The following is a 16589-nucleotide window of genomic DNA, read 5'->3' on the forward strand; positions in this document are numbered from 1 at the left end:
AATGTCTGATATATCGAATGATCTTTCGGCAAGGATCGCCGATCGCATCCGCGCCGAACGGACGCTGCGGAACTGGTCACTGGCAGAGCTTGCCGAGCGTTCCGGGGTGTCCAAGGCGATGCTCAGCACCATCGAGCGTGCTTCGACGAGCCCGACCGCACCGATCCTGGTGCGCATCGCCACGGCTTTCGAGATGACACTGTCCAGCCTCATCGCCCGTGCCGAATTGCAGGGCGGCGGTGTTGCCCGGCGCAAAGACCAGCCTGAATGGCGCGACCCCGGCACTGGCTATGTGCGCCGCCATCTGTCGCCGCAGACTGATATGCCGATGGAACTCGTGCAGGTCGAATTGCCGGCCGGCGCGCGCGTCAACCTGCCTGCTGCTTCCTATGCCTTCATCCGCCAGCAGATCTGGCTGATGGCAGGGCGGCTCGACTTCACCGAAGGCGAGGTGGTGCATTATCTGGAGCCGGGCGATTGCCTGGCGCTCGGCGCGCCGGCCGATTGCAGTTTCTTCGCGCCCGGTCCGGAGCCGGCCCGCTACATCACCGCACTTATCAGGACCTGACCATGCCGCGCTTGCCGAAGCGAAACCACAATGGTGGGCCGCCGCTCGATGACTACAAGGGGCCGGCCTGGGGCAAGGGCGACCCGCACCGTTTCATGCATTGGCGGAGCGCCCACAAGGCGGCATGGAAGCCGAAATCGCGCGACATCGCGTTGTTCAGACTGGCCAAGGCGGAAGCGGTCGGGCTGACTTATGAGGAATACACGCTGGAATTGCTGGAGCGCGGCCACCACCTCAGCGCCGACGACGGCACCCGCGTCGATGAAATCAAACGGTCGCGCAAGCGCCGCGGCTTTAGCCATTTCGATTGAGCGTTTTGGCTCTTCCCATCAGCGAGAAGACAAAAGATGAGTTCCATCGAAATCAGACCCCTTGTCCGCTCGTTCGAGACATTGCGGGCGCTGGCCGAAATCCTGGTCGAGACCGTCGCGGCCGGCGGATCGGTGAGTTTCATGCATCCGCTGCCGCTGGATGCGGCCATCGCGTTCTGGGATGATTCGCTTGCGGCGGCGGCGCGGGGCGAGCGGGTGGTGCTTGGCGCCTTCGAAGGCGACGATTTGATCGGTACGGTCACGCTGCTGCTCAGCCTGCCGCCCAACCAGCCGCATCGGGCGGAAATCGCCAAGCTGATGACCCGGACGAGCCATCGGGGCAGGGGCGTCGCCACCCGGCTGATGCTGGCCGTCGAAGAGCTGGCCGTGCGGTGTGGCCGCACACTGCTGGTTCTCGATACGGCCGAAGACGGAGGGGCCGCCGCCCTATACGCGAAGCTTGGCTTCATCCTGGCCGGCGAAATCCCGGACTACGCCTTGAAGCCACATGGTGGTCTGACCGGCACGCTTCTGTTCTGGAAACGCATAGGTTCGGCCGGACAAACGCCGATAATCGCAAACGCCTTGAAGGATTTCGCTCAATGACATTCGCGATCGCACTCGAAGATCCGGCCAAACCGGACATCATCGCCCTGCTGGAGGACGGCGAGCGCTATGGGGCGTCGCTCTATCCCGCGGAAAGCAATCATTTCCTGTCCATCGAGAGCCTGCGGGCCAACAATGTGCGCTTCGTGGTTGCGCGGGACGCTGGCGGCATCGCCGTGGCAACGGGCGCGCTGGCGCTGAATGACGATTGGGCGGAACTGAAGCGCATGTGGGTTGTGCCGGCGGTACGCGGTAAGGGGCTGTCCAAGGCGCTGCTCGCCGATCTCGAAGGCAAGGCGCTGGAGGCAGGCATCGGCCTACTCCGTCTGGAGACCGGGGTCGACAATCACGAGGCGCTCGGCCTCTATGACCGCAGCGGTTTCGTACGGCGCGGGCCGTTCGGCGATTATCGCCCCGATCCGCTCAGCGTCTTTATGGAAAAGCGGCTGGCCTAGTTCGCCCGCATCGCATCCGTGGGAACACCGAAGCCGGACCGGCCCAACGTGCCGGCCCGGCCGCCCACCGCCTAACCCTTGTGATGCACATCCTGAAGGCCGTAGACCGGCGTCGGGATGCCGGCTTGGCGAGCCTTCAATTGCAGCGACAGGAATTGCGAATAATGGCGCGACTGGTGCAGGTTGCCGCCGTGGAACCACAGCGCTTCCTGCTGTGTCGGCTTCCACATGTTGCGCTGTTCGCCTTCCCACGGGCCTGGGTCCTTGGTGGTGCTGGAGCCTAGACCCCAGCATTTGCCGACCTTGTCGGCCACGTCCTGGCTGATCAGTTCCGCCGCCCAGCCGTTCATCGAGCCATAGCCTGTGGCATAGACGATGACGTCGGCCGGCAGTTCGGTGCCGTCTTCGAGCAGGACGGAATGGTCCTTGATTTCCTTTACCTGGCCGCGTTTCAACTTGATCTCGCCATCGATGATCAGCTGCGAGGCGCCGATGTCGATGTAGTAGCCCGAGCCACGCCGCAGATACTTCATGAAGAGGCCGGAGCCGTCGTCGCCCCAATCCAGCATGAACCCCGCCTTTTCCAGGCCTTGGTAGAAGGCCGCGTCTCGTTCCTTCATCTGCTGGTAGAGCGGGATCTGGAACTCGTGCAGGATCTTGTACGGCACCGAGGCGAAGATCAGGTCGGCCTTGGCGGTGGTGACGCCATTGGCCACCGCCTGTTCGGAATAGAGCGGGCCGAGCCCGACATCCATCAGCGTATCGGATTTCACGATATGGGTGGTCGAGCGCTGCACCATGGTGACATCGACGCCGTTCTCCCAAAGGGCCGCGCAGATGTCGTGGGCCGAGTTGTTGGAGCCGATGACGACCGCTTTCTTGCCGGTATATCTGTCGGGGCCCGGGTGCCTTGAGGAATGGTGCTGATCGCCCTTGAACGTCTCCATGCCCTTGTATTTCGGCAGATTGGCGCGGCCCGACATGCCGGTGGCGAGCACCAGTTGCTTCGGTCTCAGCACGATATCCTTGCCGTCGCGCCGCACCGTGACAGCCCATTCCTTCTTCTTGTCGTCATAGACGGCGCTTTTGGCCTCGGTGGATGACCAGTAATTCAGCTCCATCACCTTGGTGTACATTTCCAGCCAGTCGCCGATCTTGTCCTTGGGCGAAAAGACCGGCCAGTTCTTCGGAAAATCGATGTAGGGCAGGTGGTCATACCAGACCGGGTCGTGCAGGCAGAGCGACTTGTAGCGCTTGCGCCAGGAATCGCCTGGCCGTTCATTGCGCTCCACGATGATGGTGGGCACGCCGAGCTGCCTCAGCCGTGCGCCCAGCGCGATGCCGCCCTGGCCGCCGCCGATGATGAGGGTGTGTGGCTGCGTGGTGAAGCCGAGTTCGGCCACCTCCTTCTCGCGCTCTTCCTTCCAGCTCGGCCGGTTCCTGCCTTGACCATGCTTGGCGCCGAGCGGCCGGGTGAAGCCGGCTTTCTCCTCATGTCCCTTCAACTCGGCCATGGTGGTGAGCAAGGTCCAGATCTTGCCGTCCTTAACCCGGATGTGGCCGTAGCCGCGCGCAGCTTCGGTCTCGAAGGTGATCCAGCCCTCCAGCAGCCCCTCGTTTTCCGCGGCATCTTCGCCCTCGGCGATCGCGAAATTGGAGGGTTTGATGGCGCCAAGCTGGCTCTTCAGCATCGTCCTGATCTGGTCGCGACCCTCCAGCGTCTTGATGTTCCAGGTGAAGGCGACGAGATCGCGCCAGTAGCAATCGTCCTGGAAGAAGGAGACTGCTTTTTCGATGTCGCCTGCTGCCAGTGCGGTACCAAAATCAGCCAGCAACTTGGCGAGCTTTGCGTTGGGCGCCTTGTCGAGCATGTGGGTTCCTCCCATGGAATCATGATGATCGGTGTGGCTCCGCCGGAGCTGCCGGCTGGTCGGGAAAGTATCGGCAGAGACGGCGCCATTCGTCACGCCCCACCATAGTTTGGCGCGTTTTCAAGGATTTATCGCGCGTCGCGCCAGACAACGGCGTCCTCGCGAGAACGTGATGAGGCGCGCCGCAATGCCGCCGCCTCGCTTCGGGACCATGCTCGCACCGATATCTCAACCAGCGTTTAGGGGACGCTCGCAGGGGAGGTTTCGCAGAAGGGCACAAAACTGGAGCATGTGTCATGAACGCGAAGATTCTTGCGATAAGCCGCCGCGGGAGAGGGGCGGCACTAGCCCTTATTCTTGCTTTTGGCGGTATGGTCGGCACACCGCTGACGTTGCCCGCCTTTCAGCCGGCGCAGGCGGCCACTGTCTCAATGGCGGTGCGCGAGCGGCTTACTGAATACGGCGTCTGGCAAATCTCGCGCCGCTATGGCGAGGTTTGGGTGCCTTCCGTCGCGGTCGCATGGCGGCCATACACGGTGGGGCGTTGGGTGTGGACCGACGACGGCTGGTATTGGGAATCCAGCGAGCCTTTCGGCCCTGTCGTCTTCCACTACGGCCGCTGGGCCTATGACGACGATCTGGGTTGGATCTGGATCGCGGGCGACGAATGGGCGCCGGCTTGGGTGGTCTGGCGCCAGAGCACGGACTATGTCGGCTGGGTGCCGGCACCGCCGCCGGAGGAACGCGTGGTGTTCCGCGACGTGTGGTGGTCCTTCGTGCCGGTGGCGGCGATCGGTGCCGTCGAAATCCTGCCGGCGCTGCGCCCTGTCGAAAACAATGTGACCATCGTGCGCAACACCACCATCATCGAGCAGCGCGTGGTGGTGAACAACATCTACAACAACTCCACCGTGCAGGTGGAGAACCGGACCGTGCCCATCAACGCCGGGCCGGCGTTGGCGGCGTTGCCAAGGCCGGTCGTGGCGGCTGTGAGGGCCGCGAACATCGTGCCGCCGGCCAGGGGTTCGTTCGCACCGGGCAAGCTGGATGCGTCGAAGGCCGGCGAGGTCAAGCGGAGGGCAGCATCACTGCAACCAGGACAGCCTTTGCCTGTACCCGGCAAGCCTGCCACGGCGCCTGCTGGTGTCGCTCCCGTGGCGCCGAACGCGGCTGTGCCGACGAAACCAAACGGCGCGACTGCCGGCAAACCAGCGGTAACCGCGCAACCGGTGGTGCCGTCGAAACCCTTAGGAAACGCGCCGGCCGGGGTTGCACAGCTTCCGCTCAGGAAGCCGTTGCCACCTGCAGCACAGGCAAGCTCCGGATCGCCTGCAGCCAAGGCCAACATCGTCAAGAAGAAGACGGTGCAGCAGTCAGTGCAAGTACACAACCTACCGCACAAGCCGACACCGCCAAGTCCGGCGGTTGCGCAGCGCCACCGCGCGAACGCGGCGGTCGCACAAGGCAATGGCCGGCCACCGCACCACGCGGCGGCGAAACCAGTGCCTCAGCACCAGATGGCGCGCGTGAATGCGCCGCACCGGCCACAGGCCGCGCCGCATAAGCCGCCGCCGGCAGCGCGCAAGCCGGTGAAATGCGATCCGCACGATCCGCGCTGCAAGCCGCACGGCTGAGCGCTGCTGCGGTCAGGGACTGCCAGATGCCTCGCCGCGACCACCTCAGGGCAAGGTCGCGGCGAATGGCGTTGGTTCGGCGAGCACGAAGACGGCGGCTTGGCCGTTGCAAAATCAGTGCGATATCCCGGTTGACAGCGCTTCGTGCTTGCACCTATTGTCCGCCACCATGAAGACGGCACTCATTCTCGTAGGAAGGCGCGTGGGCAAGGCGGTGTAACCGCCAGGCGAAAACCTCCCATGCGCAACACACAGGCTCCCTCGGGGGCCTTTTTTATTATCCAAACCATGACCAGACGACCAGCAAGAGCTTGAAAAAGCAGGAAAAAGACGGAACCGAACCCATGAGCAACGGACAAAGCGAGCGGCGTGAGATGACAGGCGCCGAAATGGTTGTGCAGGCGCTGATCGACAATGGCGTCAAGCATCTTTTCGGATATCCGGGCGGCGCGGTCCTTCCGATCTATGACGAGCTTTTCCAGCAGGACGCTGTGCAGCACATCCTGGTGCGCCACGAACAGGGCGCCGGCCACGCGGCGGAAGGCTATGCGCGCTCGACCGGCAAGGCGGGTGTCATGCTGGTCACCTCCGGCCCCGGCGCTACCAATGCGGTGACGCCGCTGCAGGACGCGCTGATGGATTCGATCCCGCTGGTCTGCCTCACGGGCCAGGTGCCGACCTCGCTCATCGGCTCGGACGCCTTCCAGGAATGCGACACTGTCGGCATCACGCGGCCCTGTACCAAGCACAATTGGCTGGTGAAGGACGTCAACGAACTCTCGGCCATCATCCACGAGGCCTTCCATGTCGCTACCACCGGCCGGCCGGGCCCGGTGGTCGTCGACATTCCGAAGGACGTGCAGTTCGCCAGGGGCATCTATACGCCGCCGCAGACGGCGCCGCGCACCTCCTATCAGCCCAAGGTCCAGGGCGATCTGGAGAAGATCAAGGCCGCGGTCGAAATGCTGGCTGGCGCAAAGCAGCCGATCATCTATTCGGGCGGCGGCGTCGTCAATTCCGGCCCTGAGGCCAGCCATTTGCTGCGCGAACTGGTTGACCTGACGGGTTTCCCGATCACTTCGACGCTGATGGGGCTCGGCGCCTATCCGGCGTCGGGCAAGAACTGGCTCGGCATGCTCGGCATGCACGGCACCTACGAAGCCAATATGGCCATGCATGATTGCGACGTCATGCTGTGCGTCGGTGCCCGTTTCGACGACCGCATCACCGGCCGTCTCAACGCGTTCTCGCCGAATTCCAAGAAGATCCACATCGATATCGACCCGTCCTCGATCAACAAGAACGTGCGCGCCGATGTCGGCATTCTGGGCGATGTCGGCCGGGTGATGGAGGATCTGGTCCGGCTGTGGCGCGCCACTGCCAAGGCCGACAAGAAGGCGCTCTATCCGTGGTGGGAACAGATCGCCCGCTGGCGGGCGCGGGACTCGCTCGCCTATAAGCCAAGCAACGACGTGATTATGCCGCAATATGCGATCGAGCGTCTCTATGAACTCACCAAGGATCGCGACACCTACATTACCACCGAGGTCGGCCAGCATCAGATGTGGGCGGCGCAGCACTTCCACTTCGACAAGCCGAACCATTGGATGACTTCGGGCGGCCTCGGCACGATGGGCTACGGCCTGCCGGCGGCGCTCGGCGTGCAGATCGCCCATCCCGACTCACTGGTCATTGACATCGCCGGCGATGCTTCGGTGCAGATGACGATGCAGGAAATGAGCGCGGCGGTGCAATACGAGGCGCCGATCAAGATCTTCATCCTCAACAATCAGTACATGGGCATGGTGCGCCAGTGGCAACAGCTCCTGCACGGCAACCGGCTGTCGCATTCCTACACCGAAGCGATGCCCGACTTCGTCAAGCTGGCCGAAGCCTATGGTGGCCATGGTATCCGCTGCGAGAAGCCGGGCGATCTGGACGACGCCATCAAGGAGATGATCTCGGTCAAGAAGCCGGTTCTGTTCGACTGCCGTGTCGCCAATCTCGCCAATTGCTTCCCGATGATCCCGTCGGGCAAGGCGCACAACGAGATGCTGCTTCCCGACGAGGCAACGGACGAGGCTGTCGCCAACGCCATCGACGCCAAGGGCAGGGAGCTGGTGTGACGGATAGCGTGGCCTTGCCAGACGCGGCATAATCAACAAGTTAGCGTAAACGCCTGAGATCGAGATTCATCCGATGAATGCACAGCACCTTCAACCCACCGGCTCCGCCTACTTCATCGCCAAGGAAACGGAAGTACCGGAAAACCACACGCTGTCCGTGCTGGTCGACAACGAACCGGGCGTGCTTGCCCGCGTCATCGGCCTGTTCTCCGGGCGGGGCTACAACATCGAAAGCCTGACCGTCTCTGAGACCGAGCACGAGAAACACCTGTCGCGCATCACCATCGTGACGCGCGGCACGCCGCATGTGCTGGAGCAGATCAAGCACCAGCTCGAGCGCATTGTGCCTGTGCATCGGGTGGTCGACCTGACCGTGCGCTCGACCGAGCTCGGCCAGGAGCGGCCGCTGGAGCGGGAACTTGCCCTGGTCAAGGTGGCGGGAACGGGCGACAGCCGCGTCGAGGCGCTCAGGCTGGCCGACGCTTTCCGTGCCAGTGTCATCGACGCCAACACCGAACATTTCATTTTCGAGATCACCGGCAAGGGCTCGAAGATCGACCAGTTCATCGCCATCATGCGCCCGCTCGGCCTGGTCGAGATCTGCCGCACCGGCGTGGCGGCGATGAACCGTGGCCCGCAGGGGATGTAGGGCCGCGAAGGATTTCATGTCCGGGGCATTGTCACCGAGACAACAATTTTCGTGACTTGGACCGGCGGGTGGGTCAACTAGACTGACCTATTTGCCGGTTCTGTATCTGAAAACCGGCCCTATCCGAAAAGCCGCCATGTCCGTCGATACTTTCCTTGCCCTGCTGGTGTTTGCTTTCGTCACCTCGATCACGCCGGGGCCGAACAATTTCATGCTCCTGGCGTCGGGCGTGAATTTTGGCTTCACGCGCACCATCCCCCATATGCTGGGCATCGGTTTCGGCTTCCTGTCGCTGCTTCTGGCGGTCGGTTTCGGCCTCGGCACGGTGCTCACCGCCTTGCCGGCACTGCATATGGCCCTCAAGATCGCCGGCGGCGCATATCTGCTCTATCTCGCCTGGAAGATCGCGATGTCGCGTTCGATGGGTGGGCAGGCCAACGGCAAGACGCAGCCCATGACCTTCCTGGAAGCGACCGCCTTCCAGTGGATCAATCCGAAGGCCTGGGTGATGGCGATGACCGGCATGGCCCTCTACACGGACGCCGACAGGCCATTCCTGTCCGTGCTCTTGATTTCCATCGCTTTTGCGGTGGTCAACGTGCCATCGGTGTCTTGCTGGGCGGGTTTTGGCATGGCGCTGCGCGGCTTTCTGTCCGACCCGTCACGGCTCAAATGGTTCAACATTGCCATGGGCGTGCTCCTGGCGCTGACCTTGTGGCCGATGTTGCGCTGAGAAGCGCTTTTCGACTTCTCGGCAAGGCATTCCGGCAGGGGGCGCCGTTGTGCAGCGCACATTAAATCTTTGTAATGACGGCGTTTGCCCCTTTTTTGGCGGAGATTTGCGTTATTTTAGCGAATGACCCGCCGCGCGTGGCCATCGGATGGCGCTTGCGGAGGCGCTGATGGGTCGGATCGAGAGGGCCTTTGTCGGATCGCAGGAAAACATTCGCCGCACTTGGTGGGGCTGTCGCGATCGTGGCCGCAGGTCTCTATCTCTGGCCCGCGGGTGCGGCATGGGTCTGGCAAAAGCTGCCGTTCGGCCAGAAGGAGGTTGCCGCCCAGGCGGCGACCGATCTGAGCGGAGGCAAGGGCAAGGCAGGCAATCGCGCTGTCACTGTCGCGACAGCGGTCGCCAAGGTCACGGATTTTCCGGTTCAACGCTACGCTATCGGTTTTCTGGCTTCGCCGGCGGTGGCCAATATCAATGCCCGCGTCGCCAGCCAGGTGATGGCCATCGCCGTCACCGACGGCCAGATGGTCAAGCAAGGCGATCTGCTGATTTCGCTGGATGATCGCGCGCTGAAGGCGCAGGTCGAGAAGGACAAGGCGACGCTGGCCAAGGATCAAGCGCTGGCCGCAAGTGCCGATGCCGACCTTGCCCGCGCCCAGAACCTGCTCGCCAAGCAAGCCGGAACGCAACAGAGCTATGATCAGGCGCTGGCGGCCCAGAAGGCTGCTCACGCTACTGTGGCCGCCGACCAGGCGGCGATCGACGTCGACACCGTGCAACTGAGCTTCACCGCCATCACCGCGCCGATCTCCGGTCGACTCGGTGCCGTCAGCGTCAGCATCGGCGATCTCGTCACGGCCGGCGGCGCGACTGGTACCGGCGCGACACCATTGGTGACGATCACCGAAATGGATCCGTTGCGGGTCTCCTTCAATCTGCCGGAAGCTGACCTCAATCTTTTGCAGCAGGCGCTGGCGAAGCCGGGTTCAATCACGGTGACGCTGACCAAGGACGGCGATGCGAAGCCGATCGGCTCCGGCACGCTTGATTTTGTGAACTCCACGGTGGACACCGCGTCCGGCACCATCACGGCGCGTGCTACGGTGCCCAATGCCGACCTGAAGCTGTGGCCCGGGCAATATGTGAAGGTCACGGTCGATGCCGGCGCCATGCCGCAGATGGTGTCCGTGCCTACCGTTGCCATCCAGCCCAGCCAGAGCGGTTCGTTCGTCTATGTGGTCAAGGCCGACAACACTGTCGAGGCACGGCCGGTGGTAGTCGCGCTCACGCATGGTGAAGACAGTGCTATCGCCAGCGGCGTGAAGGGCGACGAAAAGGTCGTCGTCGATGGCCAGCTCAGCCTGAAGCCGGGTGCGGCGGTGCGCGAGGCAAGCGCCCAGGAAGGCACCGGCAAGACTGGAAGCGACAAGGGCGGCTCTGGCGACAGCAAGGCGCCGAAGTCGGCGGACAAAGCCACCAAGACCGAAACAGCGGGCTGACGAGCGATGATCTCCGAGTTCTGCATCCGCAGGCCTGTCGCCACATTGCTGATGTCGATGGCGCTCATTTTGGGCGGTCTGTTTGCCTACAAGTTCCTGCCGGTCGCGGCGCTGCCGAGCGCGGAATTCCCGACGGTCAATGTTTCCGCCTCGCTGCCCGGTGCTTCGCCGAACTCGATGATGACGTCGGTGGCCGTTCCGCTGATCAAGCAGATTGCAACCATTGCGGGCGTGGATTCGATCTCGACCAGCAACTCGCTGGGTTCGACCTCGATCGCGGTGCAGTTCGTGCTCAACCGTGACATCGACGCCGCCGCCGCTGACGTGCAGGCGGCAATCGCCCGAACGCAGCGGCAATTGCCGCCGGAAATGACGTCGCCGCCAAGCTACAGGAAGGTCAATCCGGCCGACGCGCCGATCCTGCTGATGGCGCTGGCCAGCGACACGGTTCCGCTGACCCAGCTCGACGCCATTGCCGAAAACGTCATCTCGCCGTCGCTGTCGACCATCGACGGCGTCGCGCAGGTGATGGTCTGGGGCCAGAAGAAATACGCCGTGCGCATCCAGATCGACCCGACGGCGCTGGCGGCGCGCGGCATCTCGATCGATCAGCTGCAGTCGGCGGTGCAGTCGGCCAACAGCAACGCGCCGGTCGGCGTGCTGCAGAACAGCAAGCAGCAGCTGACCATCACTACCAACACGCAGCTTCAGGATGCGGCTGCGTTCTCCAACATCATCATCGCCACCAAGAACGGCAATCCGGTCCGACTGGGCGACGTCACGCGCGTCATCGATTCCGTCCAGAGCACGACGACCGCCTCCTGGTTCGACAACACACGCGCCATCGTCCTGGCCGTTCAACGCCAGCCCGACGCCAACACCGTCGACGTGGTCGATCGCGTCAAGGCGATGCTGCCGTCCTTCGAGAGCCAGATGCCGGCCGCGGCGTCCATCAACCTGATGAACGACCGCTCGACCTCAATCCGCGCTGCGGTGGTCGACGTGCAGTTCACGCTTCTGCTCACAATCGCGCTGGTGGTGTTGGTGATCTTCGTCTTCCTGCGCCGCGTGACCGCGACGATCATCCCAGCCGTGGCGGTGCCGATTTCGCTGATCGCGACGCTCGGCGTCATGTTCCTGCTGGGATTCTCCATCGACAACATCTCGCTGATGGGCCTGACACTGGCCGTCGGCCTCGTCGTCGACGACGCCATCGTCATGCTGGAAAACATCTACCGGCACATGGAGGAGGACGGGCTGCCGGCCTATCAGGCGGCGCTCAAGGGTTCCCGCGAAATCGGCTTCACCATCGTCTCGATCTCGATCTCGCTGGTGGCGGTGTTCATCCCTGTGCTTCTGATGGGTGGTGTCATCGGCCGTATCTTCAACGAATTCGCGGTGGTGGTGACGGTCGCGATCCTGGCTTCGATGTTCGTGTCGCTGACGCTGACGCCGATGCTGTGCTCCAGACTTCTCAGCTTGCCGAAGCGGCATGGCAAGGGCGAGCACGGCCCCGAACACGAGCGCGATTGGCTGGTCCGTTCCTACGACGTCGTGTTGTCCTTCTGCCTGAGGCACCATTTCATGGTGTTCCTCGTCTTTATCGGCACCGCCATACTGTCGGTGTGGCTGTTCACGATCTCGCCGAAGGGTTTCCTGCCGCAAGAGGATATCGACCAGATCTCGGTGACGACGCGCGCGCGCCAGGACATTTCCTTCGACGCGATGGTGAAGCTGCAAGGGCAGGTGGCGAATGTTTTCCAGACTTCGCCCTATGTCGCCCATGTGACCTCGTCGGTGGGCTCGAATTCCGGTGCGCTGAACCAGGCGTCGCTCTACGTCCAGCTCAAGCCGAAGGCCCAGCGTCCCGACATGGCCACGGTCATTTCCTCGCTGCGGCGCCAGCTTGCCGGCGTCGCCGGCATCGATACCTATATGCAGCCGGTGCAGAACCTGCGCCTGGGCGCGCGCTCCTCGGCGAGCTCCTATCAGCTGGTCGTGCAGGCCCTGTCCACGAGTGATACCAATCTGTGGGCGCAGAAGCTGACAGACGCCATGGTGGCCGACCGTGCCACCTTCACCGATGTCACCAACGACTTGCAGAACAATGCCTTGCAGGCGTCTCTGATCGTCGATCGCGACAAGGCGGCGACGCTTGGCGTCGACACCAACACCTTGCTCAACAGCCTTTATGGCGGTTTTGGCACCGACCAGGTCACGACCATTTTCGGTGCCGCCGACAGTTACCAGGTCATCACCGAGCTTGATCCCAAGATCGACTGGTCGCCTGAGCGCATGCTGTCGATCCAGTTCCGCACCTCCAGCGGTTCGCTGGTCCCGCTCGGCGCCTTCGCGCGCGTCGACCGTACCGCCGGTCCGCTCACCATCAACCAGCTCGGCCAGCTGCCGGCGGTGACCGTCTCCTACAATCTGCCGGACGGCGTTGCACTCGGCGACACGGTCAACCGCATCGAGCAGATCAAGGCGCAGATCGGCGTGCCGAAGACCGTCTCGACCACCTTTGCCGGTACGGCCAAGACCTTCCAGGATTCGCTGGCCAACCAGGGCCTGTTGATCGCCGGCGCGATCCTGACGATCTATATCGTTCTGGGCATGCTCTATGAGAGCTTCATCCACCCGCTGACCATCCTGACCAGCCTGCCCTCGGCGCTGCTCGGCGCCATGCTGTCGCTCAGGCTGGCCGGCATGGATTTTTCGGTAATCGCCGTCATCGGCCTTCTGATGCTGATCGGCATCGTCAAGAAGAACGGCATCATGATGATCGACGTCGCACTGGTGCTGCGACGCGAGGGACGAACGCCGCTGGATGCCATCCTCAAGGCCAGCGTCATGCGTTTCCGCCCGATCATGATGACGACGCTGGCGGCGCTGATGGGCACGTTGCCGATCGCCATCGGCCATGGTGCCAGCGCCGAACTGCGCCAGCCGCTCGGCATCGCCGTTGTCGGCGGCCTGATGGTCTCGCAGGTGCTGACTCTGTTTGTCACCCCGGTCATCTACCTCTACATGGAGTGGTTGTCCGAGTGGCTGCTGAGCTTCGGCAGCAAGCGCAAGCCGGAGCTGCATGTGGTTGGCGGCGACCAGGCCTCGCTGTTCGAGGAAGACGAGGAGCGCAAGGCGGCAGCCGAATAGGCGACGCACTGTTCGCAATCTGTTGAATTGCCGCGCGGGTCGATCCGGGTAAGGTGTCCCCGCCTGTCGACGGCTGAGGGGATGAACGAGCCAGCGGGCGCCTTTTCGTCGGTCCCGCATATCGGGGCCAAGCAGCAATCCATTCTCCCAAGGGATGTTTTCCATGACCAAAGTGGCCGTGCTTGTCGGCAGCCTCCGCAAGGATTCCTTCAACCGCAAGATCGCCAAGGCGCTCGTCGCACTGACGCCGGGCCTCGAGTTCGATTTCCTCGATATCGGCGCTGTCTCTTTCTACAATCAGGATTTGGACACCAACCCGCCCGCCGACTGGGTCGCGTTCCGCAAGCATATCGCAAATGCGGACGCGGTTCTGTTTGTCACCGCCGAATACAACCGCTCGGTGCCGGGCGTGCTCAAGAACGCCATCGATGTCGCTTCCCGTCCCTATGGCCAGGGTGCGCTGAACGGCAAACCGGCGGCGGTGGTCTCGACATCGATCGGCGCCGTTGGCGGCTTCGGCTCCAACCATCATCTGCGCCAGTCCCTGGCCTTCCTCAACATGCCGGTGATGGCACAGCCGGAAGCCTATATCGGCAGCGCGGCCAGCCTGTTCGACGAAGCCGGCAACCTGACCAATCAGGGCACCAAGGATTTCCTGACCGCCTTCGGCAAGGCATTCCAGCAGCACATCGCGCTGCATACCAAGAAAGCTGCGTAAAGCCGTTTTCCGGTGAACAATGCGGGCCGGGCGTGCAAATGCCCGGCCTTTTTCATGCCACAAGCCGCTAACCTTTGGCAGCAATATGCGGCAAGGGTCTTGCCGACGGCGACAGAATCTCCTTTGTCTCGCCGATGGAATTTTCTCCTCAACAGGACGAGGCGCTGAAGGCGGTTGCGCGCTGGTTGAAGATCGGCCAGCCGCAGGTTTTCCGCCTGTTCGGTTACGCCGGCACCGGCAAGACCACGCTGGCGCGCTATTTCGCCGAACATGTCGACGGCCAGGTGCAATTCGCGGCTTTCACCGGCAAGGCGGCGCAGGTGCTGCGTTCGAAGGGCGCGGTGAATGCCCGCACCATCCATTCGCTGATCTACCGCCCGCGCGGCGAGGAGGCGGTGGAGGATGAGACCACCGGCAAGACCTCGATCAATCCGACCTTTTCGCTCAACCGCCAGAGCCCGATCGCCAAGGCAAAACTCGTCATCATCGACGAATGCTCGATGGTGGACGAACAGCTGGGGCGCGATCTGCTGTCTTTCGGCACGCCCGTTTTGGTGCTGGGCGACCCGGCCCAGCTGCCGCCGATCTCCGGTGGCGGCTTCTTCACCGAGCACGAGCCGGATTATCTGCTCACCGAGATCCATCGCCAGGCGCGCGACAACCCGATCATCAGGCTGGCACTCGACGTGCGTGAAGGCCGCGAGTTCATGAAGGGCGACTTTGGCGCCGCGCAGGTGATCGGGCGCGAGGATGTCACGCAGGACCTGGTGTTGAAGGCCGACCAGGTGCTGGTCGGTCGCAATCAGACGCGCCGCCGCTACAACCAGCGCCTGCGCGAGCTGAAGGGGTTCACCGCCGACTATCCGCAAGCCGGCGACAAGCTGGTCTGCCTGCGCAACGATCCCGCCAAGGGGCTGCTCAACGGCTCGTTGTGGAAGGTGATGACGTCGTCGCGCGAAACGGTAAAGCCGGGCATCAACCTGCTAGTCTCGCCCGAAGAAGACGATCCAGATCGCGGCGTCGCCAAGATCAAGCTGCTCAAGGCCGTCTTCGAGAACCCGGATGAAGAAATCCCATGGCAGCAGAAGAAGCGTTTCGACGATTTCGACTTCGGCTACGCGCTGACCGTACACAAGGCGCAAGGTTCGCAGTGGAACGAGGTCGTGCTGTTCGACGAAAGCTTCGCTTTCAAGGAAACGCGTCAGCGTTGGCTCTATACGGCGATCACGCGCGCGGCTGAGCGTTTGACTGTGGTGCGCTAGAGCGCAAGACATGCCTTGTCCGCGCCGTCGAAGCGACGGCGCAGCCCTTTGTTCAGCAGATCAGTCGATAATCTCGAACAGCAAGGCGGTGGCGTCGTCGCTCACCTTGAAGCGCGGATATGTCTGGCCGTCGGGGTCTTCCTCGCGCTCGATACGGCGGAGTTCGGCCATGAGGGCGACAAGGCCGCGTTCCGAGGTTGCCTTGATAAGCGCGGCACCGTCGTAGCGGCCATATTTGTCGGCCAGCGCGGAAAAGCCGTCTGTGGCCAGAAGGCCGCGTGCCGGCAGGGCAGGGGTAATCCGCTGCACGGCAAGATGGGATGCGGCTTCCGGCGCGCTGCCCAAAGTCCAGACCGCGCCGCCCGGTTGGTTGTGGCGAGCGCGCGAGCGGCGCAAGGCTTCGCGCACCGTCGGCTCCTCGGCCAGTGAACGCCATGCGCGAAGGCCGCCAGCCTGCGTGACGGCGCGGCGTGCGCTTTCGCCTTCGGCCTTGCTGTATGCCTCGCTGGTTTCGAATGTCGCGCCGTCGGCGCCGACGAGGAAAAGCCGGCAATCGCCGAGACCGTAGATGGCGAGTTCGGAGCCCTCGACACGCGCCAGCTGGAAACTCGCCGTAGGCAACGCCCAGGCCTCGACCGGGTCTGAGCCTGCAGCCTCGGCGATCAATTGCGCGACGCGGTTGTTGAGGGCACGCACCACATCGGCAATCGGCGTCGCGGTGGTGGCCTCGGCCTCGAAAACCGTTTTCGCGAAACCGGCGAGCCATGCCGCATCGGATGTCGGACCGAGCAGCGGCCGCCCGCCAAGACCGGTGGCGCCATCGATAACGAAGGCAGCGGACGCGTTGCCGCCGACGGCGTCCTCATTGGCGCGGGCAGCGTTTCCAGGGTCGGTCAGCGAATCGAGAATGCGCAGTGTTGGCATGGGGCCTCCCGGGAGCCCTTCCATGTCGCCCATCCAAAGCCTGGGCGCAACAGAAAGCTGGAGCCCTTTCACATCGGGGCGGG

Annotated in this window: 14 protein-coding genes; 12 read left to right on the top strand and 2 right to left on the bottom strand. The window is 63.2% G+C overall.

What is annotated here, in order from left to right:
• Position 1: 1 nt before the first annotated feature.
• The 4 genes from AB4136_RS07675 to AB4136_RS07690 are packed head-to-tail and all read left to right on the top strand — an operon-like array spanning position 2 to position 1940.
• Positions 2–568 carry a helix-turn-helix domain-containing protein gene (locus tag AB4136_RS07675; protein WP_024924502.1) on the top strand — a complete coding sequence of 189 codons (567 nt, stop codon included), beginning with the start codon at positions 2–4 and terminating at the stop codon, positions 566–568.
• A 2-nt stretch (positions 569–570) separates the two neighbouring features.
• Entirely contained in the window at positions 571–879 is a 309-nt protein-coding gene (locus AB4136_RS07680; protein ID WP_024924503.1) for a hypothetical protein, read from the top strand.
• A gap of 36 nt (positions 880–915) precedes the next feature.
• Entirely contained in the window at positions 916–1485 is a 570-nt protein-coding gene (locus AB4136_RS07685) for a GNAT family N-acetyltransferase (RefSeq protein ID WP_024924504.1), read from the top strand.
• Positions 1482–1940: a GNAT family N-acetyltransferase gene (locus AB4136_RS07690; RefSeq protein ID WP_024924505.1), complete on the top strand. Its 459-nt coding sequence runs from the start codon at positions 1482–1484 to the stop codon at positions 1938–1940. The genes AB4136_RS07685 and AB4136_RS07690 overlap by 4 nt, the downstream gene beginning before the upstream one ends.
• A 71-nt stretch (positions 1941–2011) precedes the next feature.
• Here the strand turns inward: AB4136_RS07690 and AB4136_RS07695 are convergent, their stop codons facing one another.
• Positions 2012–3811, bottom strand: a complete 1800-nt coding sequence (locus tag AB4136_RS07695) for an NAD(P)/FAD-dependent oxidoreductase (protein WP_024924506.1) — start codon at positions 3809–3811, stop codon at positions 2012–2014.
• A gap of 296 nt (positions 3812–4107) precedes the next feature.
• On the opposite strand from AB4136_RS07695, the gene AB4136_RS07700 reads away from it, so the two are divergent.
• The 8 genes from AB4136_RS07700 (at position 4108) to AB4136_RS07735 (ending at position 15582) form a co-directional block, all read left to right on the top strand.
• Positions 4108–5445 (top strand): DUF6600 domain-containing protein, encoded by a 1338-nt coding sequence (locus AB4136_RS07700; RefSeq protein WP_024924507.1) that lies wholly within the window; start codon positions 4108–4110, stop codon positions 5443–5445.
• Positions 5446–5789: 344 nt separating this feature from the next.
• On the top strand, positions 5790–7571 hold the full coding sequence (locus AB4136_RS07705) for an acetolactate synthase 3 large subunit (RefSeq protein ID WP_081766885.1): 1782 nt from the start codon (positions 5790–5792) through the stop codon (positions 7569–7571).
• 73 nt (positions 7572–7644) lie between these two features.
• Positions 7645–8220, top strand: coding sequence for an acetolactate synthase small subunit (gene ilvN / locus AB4136_RS07710; RefSeq protein ID WP_024924509.1), 576 nt, complete (start codon positions 7645–7647; stop codon positions 8218–8220).
• 136 nt (positions 8221–8356) lie between these two features.
• The gene (locus tag AB4136_RS07715; protein ID WP_024924510.1) at positions 8357–8953 is read left to right on the top strand and encodes a LysE family translocator; all 597 of its coding nucleotides are present in this window, start codon (positions 8357–8359) and stop codon (positions 8951–8953) included.
• A 191-nt stretch (positions 8954–9144) separates the two neighbouring features.
• Positions 9145–10449 (top strand): efflux RND transporter periplasmic adaptor subunit, encoded by a 1305-nt coding sequence (locus AB4136_RS07720; protein WP_024924511.1) that lies wholly within the window; start codon positions 9145–9147, stop codon positions 10447–10449.
• Between the two features lie 6 nt (positions 10450–10455).
• Complete coding sequence (locus AB4136_RS07725) at positions 10456–13602, top strand: efflux RND transporter permease subunit (RefSeq protein ID WP_024924512.1); 3147 nt, start codon at positions 10456–10458, stop codon at positions 13600–13602.
• A gap of 154 nt (positions 13603–13756) precedes the next feature.
• Positions 13757–14320 carry an NADPH-dependent FMN reductase gene (locus AB4136_RS07730; protein ID WP_024924513.1) on the top strand — a complete coding sequence of 188 codons (564 nt, stop codon included), beginning with the start codon at positions 13757–13759 and terminating at the stop codon, positions 14318–14320.
• Between the two features lie 134 nt (positions 14321–14454).
• Positions 14455–15582, top strand: coding sequence for an ATP-dependent DNA helicase (locus AB4136_RS07735; protein WP_024924514.1), 1128 nt, complete (start codon positions 14455–14457; stop codon positions 15580–15582).
• Positions 15583–15642: 60 nt separating this feature from the next.
• Here AB4136_RS07735 and AB4136_RS07740 read toward each other — a convergent pair whose 3' ends face one another.
• The gene (locus AB4136_RS07740; RefSeq protein WP_024924515.1) at positions 15643–16506 is read right to left on the bottom strand and encodes a hypothetical protein; all 864 of its coding nucleotides are present in this window, start codon (positions 16504–16506) and stop codon (positions 15643–15645) included.
• Between the last annotated feature and the right edge of the window lie 83 nt (positions 16507–16589).

The organism is Mesorhizobium sp. 2RAF21, from assembly GCF_052115345.1.
GTDB lineage: Bacteria > Pseudomonadota > Alphaproteobacteria > Rhizobiales > Rhizobiaceae > Mesorhizobium > Mesorhizobium terrae.